This window comes from Bacillus sp. 05T21 (genome assembly GCF_056396785.1).
The window spans coordinates 39,784-56,852 of the sequence record NZ_JBFTMD010000023.1 but is presented as its reverse complement, the minus strand read 5'-3'; the positions used below and the strand labels follow the sequence as shown (position 1 = coordinate 56,852).

Here is a 17,069-nt window from a genome sequence, read left to right as displayed (position 1 = left end):
ACTGAGCTACGGGGTCCCAACTAACGTTGATGTATCAACGTATCCGAAAATTATTTTAAAACAATTATACAGAAATGAGTGAAACCTTACAACAGTTTTTAATTGTAATATTTAAAGTGAAAGCCTGTAGTATGTTACTTCCCATTTTTTAAATAATTGATAAGAGTGGGACGTTTAATATTGAGAGCTCGACTCGCCTCTGAGACTGAATGAAATGAGATTTCATCAGTTTTGTTAATTGCAATAATTCTGCGCTGTTGTTTTGTATATGCTATTTTTTTATTTTCTTCAGTAGATATAACACTGCAATTTTCGAGGGAATATAGTATCCCACCTTTTTTATCCTTATCTAATTGATAATCAGAGCTATATAATAAATGACCGTTTGGCATAATGTTATCAATATCATATATAAAATTATTGAAGCTATGCCATCGTTCGGCGACTGTCACTCCTTTAGTACCGTAATATTTATAATTTGGATGGCTTTTGACATAACATCTAGCCATCATATTTTTCCATGTAGAATATAGGTTATGTTTCTTTTTATCTATCATTTTCATTCCTCCAATATAAGTGTACAAGTATTATATTGGAAAGAAATGTAGATGACAGGAGAAACTTCCACGAAAAGTTATGGCATAGAGCAAATTGAATGGACATATGGAAAAGGTGTTGATCAGCCTACAGTGAAAATTAAATGCAAGTAAACGAACCACGCTCGTCACTGGGCGTGGTTTTGATGTGTGTAATAGGAAACTGTATGTAAAAAAGAAATTAAAAAGCTCATTAGCACTGGATGATTTAGGATGAAAAATGAAATTTATAACAAATTATAGCTTAAAATTGATATAATATGGTAAAAAGGATGTTTTGCTATTGCAGTTTAAGAACAAGAATTTTGAACGGAAAAAAATTCATTATATAAATGGAATTGTGAAATTGCCTTTGGGGTTTAAAGGAGGGATGGCTAGTGGATATAAGTTCTTATCCTAGCTTGGAAACTTACGAAGCACGTGAGAATACAGGTTCAAGGTCTTCAAACAGGTTAGCTATGCAGATTAGTTTTGCTATGTGGAAGATTTTTGAATTATATCAAAACGAAGATTTTACTGTTGCCATGGATTGTATTGATGATGTGGTCATATTTAAAACATCAAACGAAAAACCAACCATTGTGACCTATCAATTGAAAACAAAGGATTCTACTACCGGGAATTTTGAACTGAAAAGTTTAACAAATAAAGATGTATTTTTGAAAATGTATGACCATATTGAGAAAATAGATGCAGATATTAAAGAAATATATTTAATAACCAATAACCCTTTAAAATATAAACAGAAAATGGTCAATGCAGAAAGAATTCTATTTGAAAATTTAGATGAAGAAATTAAAAAGCTAATTGAAGAAAATATGTCTAAGAGCCCGGTCTTTGTAGAGAAAGGATTATCACCGAAGTTTATATATTCTTTGTTAGATATGTCTTTTCATAATCATAGAGAAATCAGCCAATATAAATTAAATTCTTTATTAATGGAACAAAAAATAGATATTAGTATAACAGCTGCCGATGCACTTTTTAATACGTTGCAGGATATTTTAACAACCAAACAAAATTATGAGTTTAGTTTACAAGATGAATTTAATACTGTACTTAATAAAAAGAGTTATTCGAAAACAGAATTCGCATCATTATTAGATAACTCAAAAAAGATTAATGCGGATGTTTTAACTTTTGAGGATATTTGTGCCGATTATAAAGGCAGACGTTTAGGCTTGAAAGAAGAAAGCTTATATAGGAGAGCGATGGCAAGTGTTAAAGAAAAGTGCAATAAATCTCCAAATATATTACAAAATATAAATAGGGATATTTCTCGATATGCTAAAGAACAAATTGATACTAACGATGAATTAACGAGAAGTGGACTAGTCATACTTTTGCAAAATGCTTTCGATGACAAAGTAGATGTTGAGTTATCTAAAGAAGAAAAAGAAATCTTGTATATGCAAAATATTGAATTAGCCCTGAGGGAGGGATAAACTCATGAATGAAATAATAATTCGTAAGTTATTCATATTTGATGTAATTGAAAAAAAAGCTAAGAGTGTAAATTTCGAGGATGGTATTAATATTGTTACAAGTAAAGGAAATCAACTAGGTAAATCAACAATAATGAAATCCATTTATTATACATTGGGCGCAGAAGTATTCTTTGCTGATAGGTTAAATGCGAAAAGTAAAATCCACATGTTAGAGATAGAAGTAAATGATATGAAACATACTTTTATTAGACATGGTGATGTTGTTGTAATAAAAGACCTTAAAGGAATCTTTAAAACATCGAGCGCTTCTGAATTATCACATAAGTTACATGATATATTTGGATTCAATGTTTTTTTAGAAGACAAGCAGAAAAAATATGTGATAGCTCCGCCTGTGTTTCATTACATTCCTTATTACATTGACCAGGACCATGGTTGGACATCAGAATTGAAATCTTTTGATAAATTAGGCCAATTTGATAAAAAAAGTAGAGACTTATTATTTTATTATCATCTAGATATTCTTGATGAAGATTATGGAATAAAGTTGAAAGAAAAAAAAGAATTAGATGTTTCTATGAGTGATTTGAAAACGAGAAAAAAAGAAATTTTAGGTTTGCTTGCATATATAAGAGAAAACATTACAGCGTTTAATTTGGAACTGGATATTACAGCACTACAAATTCAAAAGAAAGAGATACTTCATAAATATGAAAAGTACTCATATGATTTGAATAACATTCGAAGAAAACTTATAGAATATCAGGAAGAAATATATAAAATTGACAATGTAATTGATAATTTAAATAGTACTTTGAAACAAAATGATAAAGTAAGAGCACATGTAAAACATCAATTTGATGTAGAATGTCCGTATTGTAAAGAGCATTTTGAAATACAAGCTAAAGACATTTTAAGAATTAATTATAATATTGTAGACTTAGAAGCATCAAAATTAGAAATGTTAGATATAAAGGGAAAATTGCAGGGGAAAATGAAAAAAGTACAAAAAGAATATGAAGATTATCAAGCTACGTTGAAAACTATTGAAGAAGAAAAGGTTGATTCAGACAATACATTTGAAGACATACTGAAATTTAAAGGATTACAAGAAACTCAAAATCAACTAAGCACGGAACTTGTCAAAAATGCTGGTGACATAGAAGAAAAGTCAGAAGACTTAAAAGAAATAAGAAAAGATTTAAAAAAATGGCAGGATGAAATAGATAAAGCTAACAGTAGTTATAAGGATATCTTAAATTTAAATCTAATTAGATTTAATACGAATGAACACGCACTCCCTGAAAAATATAATATTGGAAAAAACCTCAAAGCATCTGGTAGCGGTCAAGTTCGAGTTAATTTAGCTAGAGTATATTCATTTATAAAGCTTCTTGAAGAATATAATCCTGAAGGATTAAAATATCCATTAGTAATTGATTCTCCTAAAGGTGGAGAACAAAGTACTACAAATAGTGAATTGATTTTAAGGTTGTTGACAGAGAAAGCACAAATTTCAAATCAAATTATTTTAGCTACAATTGATTTTGAAAGTTTTTATAATGGAGATACTAAAAAATTTAACATAATTACTTTAGAAAATGAACCTTATCATTTATTATCTGCTGAAGATTATCAAAATAATCAAGTGATAATTGATGACTTTGTTGCTTTATATTTTGAAGCAAATCAATAATTAGAAATAGTAAAAGGACGCTTTAATACGGAGCGTCCTTATTTAATTTGAAGGGAGCCTTAAATTCAGGCCTCCTTTGTTATATTGTAAAGGGAGTTACGTTTCGTTCCTTCCTTCACTCCATATTTTTTATTATTTCTAAACGTTGTAGGCGTCGTTCCTCCCGTTCTTGCTCTTGTCTTATCATTTCATCATCTTTCTTAAAGGTGACGTCCCACACGGTAATAGCGAACATTATCATCATTATTATTACCGATACTGTTAATAGTATCATTTGTATGTTCTCATTCCATTTCATTGCCTGTTGAATATCCTTTATATCTTTGGTTATTTATTTGTGCAATGCTCTTTCTCAATTCAACTGAATCTTCAAAAGCGTAACATTGGTATTTTTTATTCTTCCGATTCCGTGTCGTATATTCCAAATCATGTCCCGCTTTTATCAAATCCATAGCAAGAGTCTTTTTGTATATCATTTTGATTCCCATATTACAAACCTCCAATTGGTAATTGTTTATTTAAAAATGTCAAACGTTTATTGAGGCATTTTTCGACAAGATAGGTCACTAACGAAACGTTATATACCTCATCTGCAGTCTAAGGCAGCGTCCAAAATTATCTGAAGCTGCTACACTCTTTTCGTGTAGCAGGTGGAAACAGTATTTATCTCAGGCCTGATGGGGGAAATATCCGCATCATCTCTACCCCGAACAATAATCTGAGCAGGTACAAACATTGTTTGTAGCAGGTCAATTCTCATATGGGCGGTATTTGACACGAAGCAGTTCAAGTTCTTCTCGCTTAGTGATTACATCATCTTTGAGGAATAGGGACACACCTCTTGTTTTATTTTTGGGATTATCAATATGCACTAATTAATTCCACGAACCAGATAGAACAGAAAACCTAATGTAAACAGTTGACGAAAGGAATATATTAATCTCATAAAACATTACAAAATAATAAGGAGAAATTTAACGACTATTAATACTGGTTTATTTACTTCAAAAACTGATTTGTGGGCTACTTCACAAGATTTATTTGATAGATTAAATGAAGAATTTAGATTTGAACTTGATGTATGTGCAAGAGAAGAAAATGCTAAATGCGAAAATTATTACAGTCCAGAAATAGACGGTTAAAACAAGAATGGCGTTTGCTGGATGAATCCTCTTTACGGTCGTACTATTGGAGAATGGGTTAAGAAAGCCTATGAATCTTCGAAGAAAGATGCTACAGTGGTTTGCCTAATCCCTGCCAGAACGGATACGAAGTGGTGGGATGACTACTGTATGAAAGGTGAAATTCGGTTTGTAAAGGGAAGGTTAAAGTTTGGTAATTGTAAAAGTTCAGCACCGTTTCTTTCTGCCATTGTAATTTTTAGAAATAAAACTAAGAAATATAGTTTAATGGCTATAAATATTGCTTGAATATTACCTATTAGCATATGCTTAAAAGGCTGCGTTAGAAAACGAGGCTTTTTATATTTATATGTTAAGTAACTATCAATTGAAAGAACCCAAGATTGGATGGTATTCGTATTTTAAGATATCGGGATATCTTAAAAATGTTCTTCCAAATTAATAGCAAATAATAGTAGATTGTTGGTACAATAAAAATAGAACATTTATATCATTTGGAGGGGGGAAATTGGATACAAGGGGAAGTATTACTTTAGAACAGTTGTTTGAAATACATAGATTTAAACCAAATGAAGGGCAACGTGAAGCGATTTTATCATTAGATGGTCCTCTGTTCCTAATGGCAGGTCCAGGTTCAGGAAAAACGAGGGTTCTCTTATGGAGAACTGTAAACGCTATTGTTTTTCATAGTGTATTACCAGAAAGAATCTTTTTATCAACATTTACAGAAAAGGCCGCAAAGCAGTTAAAAGACGGATTGCAAACTATATTAGGAACAGTAACAAATCTTACGGGAATCTCTTATGATATTTCACGTATGTATGTTGGTACAGTCCATTCACTTTGTCAAAAAATTATTGGTGATAGACGATTTATTAAAAATCGTACAAGGGTAAAACCTCCAATTCTTATGGATGAATTAGATCAATACTATTATATAAATTCAAGCTCTTTTTGGAATTTAGCAGAAGAATTGCTTCATGTAAAGGAGAATGAATGGCGATCTGATATAAAGCAATACTTTGGGAAACGTTCGGAATCACGTCACGAAACTGCCTTGTCTCTTATTTCAATTTTTAATAGATTATCAGAAGAAAATCTACCGATTGAATTGATTAAAAATCACTCAATTAAAAAGCAAGACGAAACATTGCTTCAGATTGCAAAGTTATATGAATGGTATACACAAAAACTTCAGTCTAATAATATGGTAGATTTTTCACTTCTACAACAAAGGGCTTTACATCAATTACTTGAAAGTAAACATGTCATTAATGAATTTGAATATCTTATTATTGATGAATTTCAAGATACAAATCGAATCCAAGAACAGCTTTTTTTTCGATTAGCTTTAGGGAATAAAAATCTATGCGTTGTTGGTGATGATGATCAAGCCCTGTATCGTTTCCGAGGTGCTACAGTAGAAAACTTTGTTCAGTTTCCGCAAAGAAGTCAGTTGTATTTACAAACACCACCGAAAGAAATAAGGTTAAACATAAATTACCGCTCAAAAAAACAAATTGTTACAACTTATACGAACTTTATTGATAAGGTTAGCTGGGTAAAGGAAAACGGTGAAGGATATTACAGATTACATGATAAAAATATCCAAGCGTATAAACAAGATAATGACATTTCTGTCATTACGACTACCCCTTCAAAGTCTGAGGATATAGCGGAGGAAATTGCTCATTTTGTTAAAAAGCTCATAGATGAAAAAAAAGTCGAAGATCCCAATCAAATTGCATTTTTATTCCCAGCATTAAAAAATAATAAGCATGTAAAACGAATGAAGAGAGCTTTAGAAAAGGAAGGAATTAATGTATATGCTCCAAGAGCAGGGAGATTTTTAGAAGTTGAGGAAGCCAAGGCTATGTTCGGTATTTTTACAAAGGTATTTGGAAAACCTGCTCGACAAGATTATTCTGGTGTATATAAGGACTACCATGATTGGTTAGACATTATAGAGGGAACAGCTAAAGAATTACTGCAGAAGGATGAACGGTTGGAGCGGTTTGTTAATGTAAAAACAGAAGAACTGAAAAGATGTAAAGAGGACTATATTCGTTTATTAAAAACAGTAAATGATAATGGATGGACTTTAAAAGAAAGTTATATTCCTCAAAAACATAAAAGAATATTATCGAAAACACCATTGATTTCTCAACTAACAATTAGAGGATTAGGCTCAAATAGATTAGATAAAATCATTGAGCAAAGAACAAAGCAAGGAAAACCTTTTAGTTTGCAATATATTCTTAATCGAGCAACTTCAGTTGACTGGAACATCCTTGACTTATTCTATCGTCTTTGCGGATTTCCGTATTTTTCTCAAATGTTTAAATTGGCGGAAGATGGATTAGACGAAGGACCGATTTGTAATTTGTCGATGATATCTGAGTATTTATCACGATATATGGAGCAATCTTCTTCTGTTATTACTGGTGCAAGGCTAATTGAGGATCACCTTTCAAATGATTTCTTTGGTCGTTATGTTTATGGCCTATTTAGAATTGGAGAAACAGAGGTAGAAAATAAGGAAACTCCATTTCCAAAGGGGCGAGTACCATTTTTAACTATCCACCAGTCAAAAGGATTGGAATTTCCTTATGTTGTCCTTGGAAACCCAGGAAAGAAGAATCAGAGTGTTCCAAGGGAGGAAGAAATTGTTAGACCTTTAATTGAAGGTGACAATGAGCCATTGGAAAAAATACCTGAATTCGATACAATGAGATTATTTTATGTTGCTCTTTCAAGGGCTGAAGAAATGTTGATTATTAGCAATTTAAGAGGGGCTGGACAAAAAGTCGAACCAGCATTTAAGCAGTTATTAGAAGAGATGAAATATCCCCAAATACCGAACGTAGTTGTATCTGATATGCCTAAAGTGGAAGTGAAAGAAGAAGAAATCCCTAAAGTGTATTCATATACAAGTGATTATTTACTTTATTTAAAATGTCCAAGAAACTATATGGTGTTTAAAAAGTATGGGTTTATCCCTTCTCGATCACAAACTATGTTATTTGGTAGTCTTGTTCATCAGACGATTGAGGATATTCATAACCGAATCATTTCTTTAAGAGGTGATAGAAATGAATAATGAAGAGATGTTAGAATTTATTGCGGAAGCATTTGAGGAAAATTATGAGCTTTTGAGATTGGAAGGGGGACATTCATTGTCTCCTCATGTGAAAAAGTTAGCTTTAGAACAGGTGAAGCAATATTGGAAAAAGCTTAGAAACCTTGCAGAGAATGTTTCAGATACTGAAGTTAGACTCACACTTCCACAACAAAAAACACCGTCAGGAAAATATTATACAATTCAAGGAGTAGTTGACGTTGTAAAAGAAGATGATAAAGTAGTCATGTATGATATAAAAACCCATGATGTAGATTTTGTAAGATGTAACAAAAAGGACTATGAAGGCCAACTAAACATTTATGCTTATATTTGGCAATCTATACGAGGACAACATTTAGGTGGTACCTCAATTATTGCTATTGGTGAAACTGACGAATTAAGAAAAGCAAAACAACGAGCATCTCAATCTAAAAATGAACAAATTTTAGAAGAAGCCATTGTAAAATGGAATCCAGAAGTTCCTATTCAATTAGAATCAGAACAAGTAGAAGCCTATTTAGAAGCATTTGGAGAAGTGGTTGATAGGATTGAAGACTTTCAATTTACCCCACCTCCTGTAGAGAAACTGCATTCTAAAATACAAGATAATAAAACTTTTGCAGTACACGTTTGTCGAAACTGTGATGTCCGCTTTTCGTGTGAATCATATAAAGAATATGCTTATTCCTCCAGTCGTGCTAAAAGTAATTTCTTAGCATTTTATGATGACTATGGAACGGAGCATGAAAGAGTAGAAGTAATAGAAGCGAATTTAGAGGAAGAAGAGGTGTAAGGAATGTCTATTGAGAAATTAAAAAGACCTGAACAGATTGACGAAGATAGAATTGAGAAACTTAAGGAGTTGTTTCCAGAAGCATTTATTGAAGGTATTTTAAACATAGATAAATTGAGAGAGGAACTAACTGCACTCAATGATGAAAGTTTTGAAGAAGGTAATGAAGAATTTTACAGTCTCAATTGGACAGGAAAAAATGAGGCAAGGAAACTTGCTATGCTTCCTCCAAATGGGACTTTAAAGTTCGTAGAAAATGAAGGAATCAATGAAAAAAATACAAGAAATATCTTTATTGAGGGAGATAATCTTGAGGTTCTTAGACAAATTAAAAAGAGTTATTCAGGTAGAATCAAACTAATATTCATAGATCCTCCCTATAATACAGGTAGTGATTTAATTTATAAAGATGATTTTAAAGAACCTACAGAAAAATACCTGCAAAAAACAGGACAAGCAGATGAAGAAGGTTTATTGACTGCAAATCCTAAAGCAAGTGGTCGCTTCCACACTAGCTGGCTGAATATGATGTATCCACGTCTTAAACTGGCAAAGTCTTTGCTTAGAGATGATGGTTTTATATGTATTACTATAGGGGAAGAAGAAGTTAGTAATTTAAAGTTAGTTGCAAATGAGATTTTTGGTGAATCAAACTTTTTAGGTTGTATTATTTGGAAAAAGAAAACTAATGGTAACAATGTAGGGTTTATTCCTTCTGTCCATGATTATATCCTTTGCTATGCTCGTAATGTAAATTTGGTAGGGGAGATTGGTTTACCAATTAGTAAAGAATACATTGAGAAAAACTATTCTAATCCAGATAACGACCCAAGGGGTCCTTGGACAGTGCAAGACTTATCTGCAAATCATGTTGGACCATATTTTCCAATTACTAATCCTTTAAATGGCGAAGTCCATTTGCCACCAAAAGGTAGGTATTGGGTGTTTAATGAAGAAGAGGTAAAGAGAAGGATTAAAGATGGTAGAATAATTTTTGGGAAAAGTGGTACTGCTCGTCCAGTACAAAAAGTTTTCTTTATGAACAAGAAGGGGAGTAGACAAAAGTCTGATTCTTTGTGGGATAAACATGGGATGAACTCTGACGGAACAGAGGAATTAACTCAATTATTTGATATTCCAAAGATATTCTCTCACCCTAAGCCGTCAAAATTGCTGAAGAATATTTTAAACATGTTCACTGATTCATCGGCTAATGATATTGTTCTTGACTTTTTTGCAGGTTCAGGAACAACTGGTCATGCAGTATATGAATTAAACACAGAAGATAAGGGGAACAGACAATTTATCCTAATTCAGTTACCAGAGAAAACGGATAACTCTCAATATCCTGTAATTTCAGAGATTACTAAATCCAGATTGAAGAAAGTTGTTGAAAAAGTTGACAATGAGGATGGCAATAAAGATGGGTTAGATAGAGGCTTTTCGGTTTTTAAAATGGGAAAATCAAATATAAGAAAATGGCAGAGTTTTGAAGGGAACAATATAGATAGTTTTGATCAGATACTTGATTTATTTACAAATTCTCCATTTATTCAAAAGGCAAATGAAATAGATATTATTATTGAGTTGATGCTACATCAAGGATTTCCGCTTGATACTAAAATTAGGAAAGAAGCGAGAGAATCTAATTTACTTTGGATTGTTCAGCATGATAATGTTCCTTTCTCATTAGTAGTATGTTTAGATGATAAATTGCATGAGGAAGTTGGAAGTTACTTATCCTTGAATTTTGTAAATGGAACGTTTATTTGTCTGGATAGCGCCCTGTCAAATGAGCAAAAAATTATCCTTAGTGAATCAATGAATGTCAAAACAATTTAATGGAGGTGGATTAATTGGCGAAAAAACTTACTTTACAATATAATCCTGATCAACAGTTCCAGTTAGATGCCATTTCCAGCGTGGTTGATTTATTTGAAGGAGTACCATATCAAGAGCAAATTGAATTGCCAGTTGGGACAATGAACGATGTTACTCCCAACTTTCCTCCTGATGAATTTTTAGATGAGATTTTGTTGTTTGAAAATCTTCAAAGAGCTCAAGAGAAAAATAACGATGAAAATCGTGGAAGTGAACTGGAATTTTCGGATGACTTGTATGTAGATGATGGGATGGTACTTGAAGTAGCTGGGAACGATTCAATTCGTGTCCCGCATTTCACTGTTGAAATGGAAACAGGTACAGGGAAGACTTATGTCTATATTAGGACAATGTATGAGTTGAAAAAGAATTATGGGTTTACGAAATTTATAGTTGTTGTCCCAAGTATTGCTATTTATCAAGGGGTTATTAAGTCCCTTAAAACAATGAGAAATCATTTTCGTCAGATATATGATAACCAAGACGTTGCTGTTATTGAATACGATAGTGCAAAATTAGGTGAGTTGAATACTTTCGCAAATAGCAATGATTTAACTGTAATGGTTATGACGATAGATTCATTTAATAAAGCGAGTAATAACATTTTCAAGCATACAGAGAAACTTCAGGGTGAATGGAAACCTTATGAGTATATACAGGCTACAAGACCAATAATTATTTTGGATGAAGCCCAAAACTTTGAAACAAATAAAGCAAAGGAAGCAATTCGTACACTCAAACCTTTATTTGTATTAAGATATTCGGCAACGCATAGGGAAACACCTAATTTGGTTTACCGACTAACACCAATTGATGCTTTCAGAAACAATTTAGTTAAGCAAATTGAAGTAATTGGGATTTCTGAATTGGGCAATCTCAATGAGGGAGTTCTTCGCTTATTAGAAATAAAGAGAAACCCAATGTCTGCGGTATTAAGGGCATTAGTTTTAGATAAGGGGCAGTTAGTTGAAAGGGACATTTCCTTAAAACAAGGGGATGACCTGTTTGTTAAAACGAAAAACTCTGATTATGAGCAATTCGTTGTTGAAGATATTCGGTACGGACGGAATGAAGAGGATCAGTTGATTGTATTTGAAAATGGTGTAACTTTATCGGTTAGCGATTCCATGCTATCAAAAGAGAGTATCTTTAGAGCTCAAATTGAAAGAACAATTAGTGTTCACATGCAACGCCAACAAACATTAAAAGCTCAAGGAATCAAAGTGCTCTCTCTGTTTTTTATAGATAGAGTAAAGAATTATACTGCTCCCGATGGAATGATAAAGAAACTATTCGATGAAAGTTTTGAACGATTAAAACGTCATTATGACGATTTTAAGAATTTATCTGCAAACGAAGTACGTCAAGGTTATTTTTCAAAGCCAAAAGCAGATTCTCCCGAAGAAGAAGCTGTTGATACAGATGGTAAAAACAAAAAGCAACGTGAAATGGAAAAACAAGCGTTTGAACTAATAATGAAGGATAAAGAACGTCTCTTAGGTTTTGGTGAACCAGTTTCATTTATTTTCGCCCATTCAGCATTAAAAGAAGGCTGGGATAATCCGAATGTATTCCAAATTTGTACGTTGAACCAAACAAGTTCAACAATGAAAAAACGTCAAGAGATTGGTCGGGGCTTACGGTTATCTGTGGATCAAGAAGGAAAAAGAGCAGAAAACCAAGATATTAATATTCTTACAGTTGTAGCAAATGAGCAATATGAATCATTTGTATCCAGACTACAACAAGAATACATTGAAGATGGAGTGGATGCACCACCAGCTCCTAAGCCGCCTGAATCAAGTGAGGTAAACAGAAGAGATGATGTTTATAAGTCAGAAGAGTTTAATGAGTTTTGGAGAAAGCTAAATAAAAAGATGTCTTATATGGTAACAGTGGACACTGGTAAACTAATTGAGCAGTGCGTAGAAAGGCTCAATAATGCAAAATTCCCTTCTCCTCTAATTGAAATTACAAAAGGCCGCTTTATCATGTGTGAATATAAAATCTCTCTTGTTTCTGTTGAAGGAGAGAGTGCAAAACTCAAAATTGAAATGGAAGATTCCAGAGGGGAAAAGAATCATTATGAATTTGTAGTTGGGGTTAATGATGACCTTAAGAAAAAGACAAAAGATGAACGACTGCGTGGATTTAAAGTTCTTCATATGGGAGAGCTGTATGGAGAGCCTTATGTAAAGTTTGCAAATGAAATAACAGTAAAGAAATTTGAGCCATTTAAATTTCAAACTGAAAAAGCAGAGAAGCCTAAAAAGCAAGTTGAACAGGCTGAAAAGTCAGCCTACCCAATTCCAGATTTTATTACTCGAACTGCAAACGAGACAAACTTAACGAAGAAAACAATTGTAGAAATTTTCAAACGTATTAGTAAAGGACAGAAGGAGAAGATTTTCTATAACCCAGAAGGCTGGATTTCAACGTTCCTTTCTGAAATTCGTATTATGTTAAGTGACCATATTGTTGATAATATAGAATTTGAAATTGACGATAATACAGAAGTCTATGAATTAGATACTCTTTTCCCTGCAACGGTTAAACAACCTCAAAGAGAACTAATTGAGGCTGGTAAAGCGGGGCTGTACGATAAAGTGCAGGTAGATTCAGATGTTGAACGTGATTTCATTGAAAATCTAATCAAACCAGATGTGGAGAAAGACAACACAATTCTTTACTTTAAATTTCCACCAAAGTTCAAAATCTTGTTACCAAAAATTATTGGAAATTATAATCCTGACTGGGCAATTGTGAGAAAGTATAATGGTAAATTGAAACTTGAATTAGTAAGAGAAACAAAGGGTGGAGTAAAACTTGAGGATCTTCGATTCCCACAAGAAAAACGTAAAATATTATGTGCAATGAAATATTTTGAAAAGATTGGTGTTAGCTATCGAGTAGTGACTTCAACAAGCCATGATTGGATGGGAGTTAATGAAGCAAAACAGATGAGTTTTAAAGAAAGCTAAAATGTTTGTAAAAGTGAGAGAAAGTTTATATTGCTTATGAAAAAATGCTGGTTAATTTCAGCATTTTTTCTTTTAAAAAAGATTAAAAATGGTATTTTTGGTCTCATCACTTAATGGGATAGGCTCTATTACTTCTTTCTTATTATCAGGTAATAGTAATTCATTATTTTGTAATGCTTGAAGAATTCTTACCGAAATTTTCTTTTCATCTATAAAAGAAGAACGGTTATCCATGTCTTGCTGAATAAGACCACGGATATATTCGCTTACTTACAAATTAGTGGAATCCTGTAATAAACGCCTGACCAGTAACTTTTGGAATAATTGCCTCATATTCGCCTACTTTTGTCGATGACGTTCAAAGTTGAAACCGTACTTTTTGTTGTGCGCCTAGCATGCACATATTCTCTAGGGTTCAAGTCCTGAATCGCGAACACATTAGTAGCGATTAGCTTAAGACAAGGGTGTTGAAGGAAGTCAGCGGTAAATCTTCGGCCTGAGGAACATGAACTTCATATAAGGCTAGGTATCATTGGATAAGGTTGCACCACTCATCGTAAGTTTGAATTAAAGATTGACCGTTTTGAAAAAAGATTAACTGTTATTAAAAAAGTCATGATGTTTTGAAGAAAGTTTAACCGTTTTCCTTTCAAAAGGGTTCTGGTGCAAACACTCCAAAAGGCTTATAAGTAACCTCCTAAACTTAGACATATTGATACTAGTACTCTAAAAAAGGATGTGATCGGTATGGAAAAGCAACATCTATTTAAATGGAAACATTATCAACCTGATATTATTTTTCTGTAAATTCAAAGTTTAGGTTGCTAGTTGATAAATAATAATAAAATTGAGAAAGGATGATTTTTCTTGGTAAGTAAAATTGTCAAAAATAAAATCATATACGCAGCAATAATATTCTTTTTTTTGTTTATAACTATAATAATCGTTTCAGTCTCTTATGGTCAGGCTGGAATAACAATCGGATTTGGTTTTCTAGGGAGTATTTTAGGTGGAGGAATAGGGGGGGTTCTTACATATCTTGGCGTATTGTTAACTATTAAACATACAAGTGAGAGCCTCAAGATTCAAGAAAAACAAAGATATATAGAACAATTACCAAATAGGGTAATACATATAGATAATATGCTGACTGAATTAGGTGAATTTAAGGGTGTTCTCTTTAAAATTCAATGTCATCCCAATTATCATATTGCTGCGCTTGATGAAGAAATGCCTTCTCCTCGTGAACAAGATGAGGCACCTGCTAAAGCAAAAAGTATATCAGATGGTATACTGGAAAATCTCGAAAAGTTAAGACCAAAATTGGCTCATGGATCAGCGTACTTAGATAGTAATATCTATCCGAAAGTAAGAACGTTTTATAATGAAATTTTTCAGGAGGCACATGAAGTAAGGAGTGCGGATTTATTTATTGAACGAGTAAGCGCAAAGGATTATGCAAGGAAAGTTATAGACCTGGTTCAGAACACAGAGAATAGAACCGATAAACTAGTTAGAGATTTGCAAGATCAATTAGCAGTATATACAAGCTTATACAGTGAACAAGGTCAGGCTATTATTAGTATTAAAGAAGAGCATGAAAAGACAAGTTATATAATAAATAAGCAAAATAATGAAACAAATATGTTGTTAACTCTAATGGAACTAATTAATTTTCCTATGTATTTTATTCTAATTAATGTGATTTATAATGAAAAGATAAGTAGTAGCAAGGATATGGATAAAGTCTCTTATTTTTATAATCTTATTGATAGTGAGTTAGGTATAGAATGCCTTTTGAAAAATGAAATATTAATTGGTTCAAAAGACAGTTTTAGAATTAATGAGAATTACAATTCGTTTTTATCAGTATGGCTAAATGAAAATAGAAAAATTATTAATGAACTTATGCATATGAACAAATTTTCAATGAATAACTTTGCTATAGGAGAGAATGTGCTTGGTAGTGAAATGCAAAGGATAGCCCGAACTTTAAAATTTAAAAAAGATGTTTAAAATTGGATTTATTGTTTTAAATTATAATCTTATAAATTTAGATGTATCATTATTTATAAACCGTTATTTTCTTTATTTTTACTTATAAGTAACATACACTTAAGGTGTTTATTACTTATAAGTATATTCTAAAGGAGCCTTGATTCGCGAGTTCAGGAAGGCGTATTAGAGATTGAACATTTTATCCAGGTAATTCGGATTTTTGAACATTGGAGGGGATTCAGCTTGTATGATGAAGATAAACAAGTTAGGACGGGGTATACTCTTACGTACCTGGTAAATGGAAAGCCTAGATGTATAGATATTAAGGAAAAAAATTTTATGACGCTAACGAAAAGGCGTTAAAAGGTAAGTTTACTAAAAACATGAATATTAAATTACGCTCAAATAATTCTAAAGCAATATATAATCTTGAGTGGAAAAAACATCCACCATTATCAGGGTAAGGAGGGTATTTTACCACATTTAAATATAATTCAAATGAAAATGACAAAAAGGTTAAATCTAATACTAGTTTTAGTAATACCTATGCAATGCCTTTATTTGTACTTGTTATAGGTGTACTCAGCGGTTTTACCTTGGGTGAGGTCTAATTTGTTGGAAAAAGCTAAAAATATAATTTTGAACAATATACTTTTAGATTCTCCTATTTGGCTCGGGACGTACTTTACTATGTATGCTTTTATTAAAAAAGGGATTATTACAGATACAGTACAATATATTTTTTTGGTGATATCCTTGCTTTTTGTTAAATTAGCTATAAATTATGGGAATGAGAGAGAGAAAAGTTACTATGATAGAATATCAAGTTAATGTAACTAAATGTGCTTACTTGTATTTTCATAGCGTTGAAAGGAAAATTCTATATTACATAAAGTCTCCTTTTTAAAATGAGAGAAAAGGATGTTTTAAACAAGGGGAAATGGGTGTTAGTGACGACTGAACTTGCAATAGTGTCCAGTCTCTTTTTTCCTTCATAAAAGGTTACTTTGGAATTGGAACAGGTAATACAGAGCATATAAATCAACAAATAGAAATCAACTTCTTGAATATATTAATTCCTGTATTGGTTGCTCCTATTATAGAAGAATTGATATTCAGAAAGCAATTGGGTTAGAAAACTTGTTTAAAAGGATTAATCGAACCACAGCGGGTATTATTACTAATGGTATATTTACAGTTGTTCATTTTGAATGGTTCTTCTTTCCTTACTTTTGTAAATGGCTGTTTATATGCGTGGAGTTATAAAAAGACAAAAAAATTTAAAATACCGATGTTAGCTCATACTGTATATAACTCATTTGTATTTGTGATGACAAGTTTTCTAGTTAATTAACATAGTGCTATAGCAATAGAATAGAAAAATGGATTAAGTAGAGAATAGCGACATAGTGA

General features: G+C 32.2%; 10 protein-coding genes and 2 pseudogenes. 9 read left to right on the top strand and 3 right to left on the bottom strand.

Annotation, left to right across the window (positions count from 1 at the left end; all coding sequences use genetic code 11):
* Positions 1-134: 134 nt before the first annotated feature.
* Positions 135-557, bottom strand: a complete 423-nt coding sequence (locus tag AC1DKZ_RS26130; RefSeq protein WP_476997387.1) for an NUMOD1 domain-containing DNA-binding protein — start codon at positions 555-557, stop codon at positions 135-137.
* Between the two features lie 416 nt (positions 558-973).
* Here AC1DKZ_RS26130 and lmuA point away from each other — a divergent pair, with 416 nt between their 5' ends.
* Both lmuA and lmuB read left to right on the top strand, forming a co-directional pair.
* Positions 974-2,041, top strand: coding sequence for a Lamassu anti-phage system protein LmuA (gene lmuA / locus AC1DKZ_RS26125; RefSeq protein WP_476997386.1), 1,068 nt, complete (start codon positions 974-976; stop codon positions 2,039-2,041).
* A gap of 4 nt (positions 2,042-2,045) precedes the next feature.
* Positions 2,046-3,740, top strand: a complete 1,695-nt coding sequence (gene lmuB / locus AC1DKZ_RS26120) for a Lamassu anti-phage system protein LmuB (protein WP_476997385.1) — start codon at positions 2,046-2,048, stop codon at positions 3,738-3,740.
* Between the two features lie 115 nt (positions 3,741-3,855).
* On the opposite strand, the gene AC1DKZ_RS26115 is transcribed toward lmuB, so the two are convergent.
* Together AC1DKZ_RS26115 and AC1DKZ_RS26110 are read right to left on the bottom strand one after the other, a co-directional pair.
* Positions 3,856-4,038, bottom strand: coding sequence for a hypothetical protein (locus tag AC1DKZ_RS26115; protein WP_476997384.1), 183 nt, complete (start codon positions 4,036-4,038; stop codon positions 3,856-3,858).
* Positions 4,025-4,228 carry a hypothetical protein gene (locus AC1DKZ_RS26110; protein WP_476997383.1) on the bottom strand — a complete coding sequence of 68 codons (204 nt, stop codon included), beginning with the start codon at positions 4,226-4,228 and terminating at the stop codon, positions 4,025-4,027. Before AC1DKZ_RS26110 ends, AC1DKZ_RS26115 begins: the two co-directional genes overlap by 14 nt.
* A gap of 447 nt (positions 4,229-4,675) precedes the next feature.
* On the opposite strand from AC1DKZ_RS26110, the pseudogene AC1DKZ_RS26105 reads away from it, so the two are divergent.
* From AC1DKZ_RS26105 to AC1DKZ_RS26075, 7 genes and pseudogenes are all read left to right on the top strand, one after another.
* Positions 4,676-5,170 (top strand): annotated as a pseudogene (locus AC1DKZ_RS26105) (DNA N-6-adenine-methyltransferase).
* Between the two features lie 220 nt (positions 5,171-5,390).
* On the top strand, positions 5,391-7,982 hold the full coding sequence (locus tag AC1DKZ_RS26100) for an ATP-dependent helicase (protein ID WP_476997382.1): 2,592 nt from the start codon (positions 5,391-5,393) through the stop codon (positions 7,980-7,982).
* Positions 7,975-8,796, top strand: a complete 822-nt coding sequence (locus AC1DKZ_RS26095; protein ID WP_476997381.1) for a PD-(D/E)XK nuclease family protein — start codon at positions 7,975-7,977, stop codon at positions 8,794-8,796. The genes AC1DKZ_RS26100 and AC1DKZ_RS26095 overlap by 8 nt, the downstream gene beginning before the upstream one ends.
* Positions 8,797-8,799: 3 nt before the next feature.
* Positions 8,800-10,638, top strand: coding sequence for a site-specific DNA-methyltransferase (locus AC1DKZ_RS26090; RefSeq protein ID WP_476997380.1), 1,839 nt, complete (start codon positions 8,800-8,802; stop codon positions 10,636-10,638).
* A gap of 14 nt (positions 10,639-10,652) precedes the next feature.
* Positions 10,653-13,658: a restriction endonuclease gene (locus AC1DKZ_RS26085; protein ID WP_476997379.1), complete on the top strand. Its 3,006-nt coding sequence runs from the start codon at positions 10,653-10,655 to the stop codon at positions 13,656-13,658.
* A gap of 867 nt (positions 13,659-14,525) precedes the next feature.
* Positions 14,526-15,674, top strand: a complete 1,149-nt coding sequence (locus AC1DKZ_RS26080) for a hypothetical protein (RefSeq protein WP_476997378.1) — start codon at positions 14,526-14,528, stop codon at positions 15,672-15,674.
* An 890-nt stretch (positions 15,675-16,564) separates the two neighbouring features.
* Positions 16,565-17,010, top strand: a pseudogene (locus AC1DKZ_RS26075) (lysostaphin resistance A-like protein).
* The last annotated feature ends 59 nt before the right edge of the window (positions 17,011-17,069 follow it).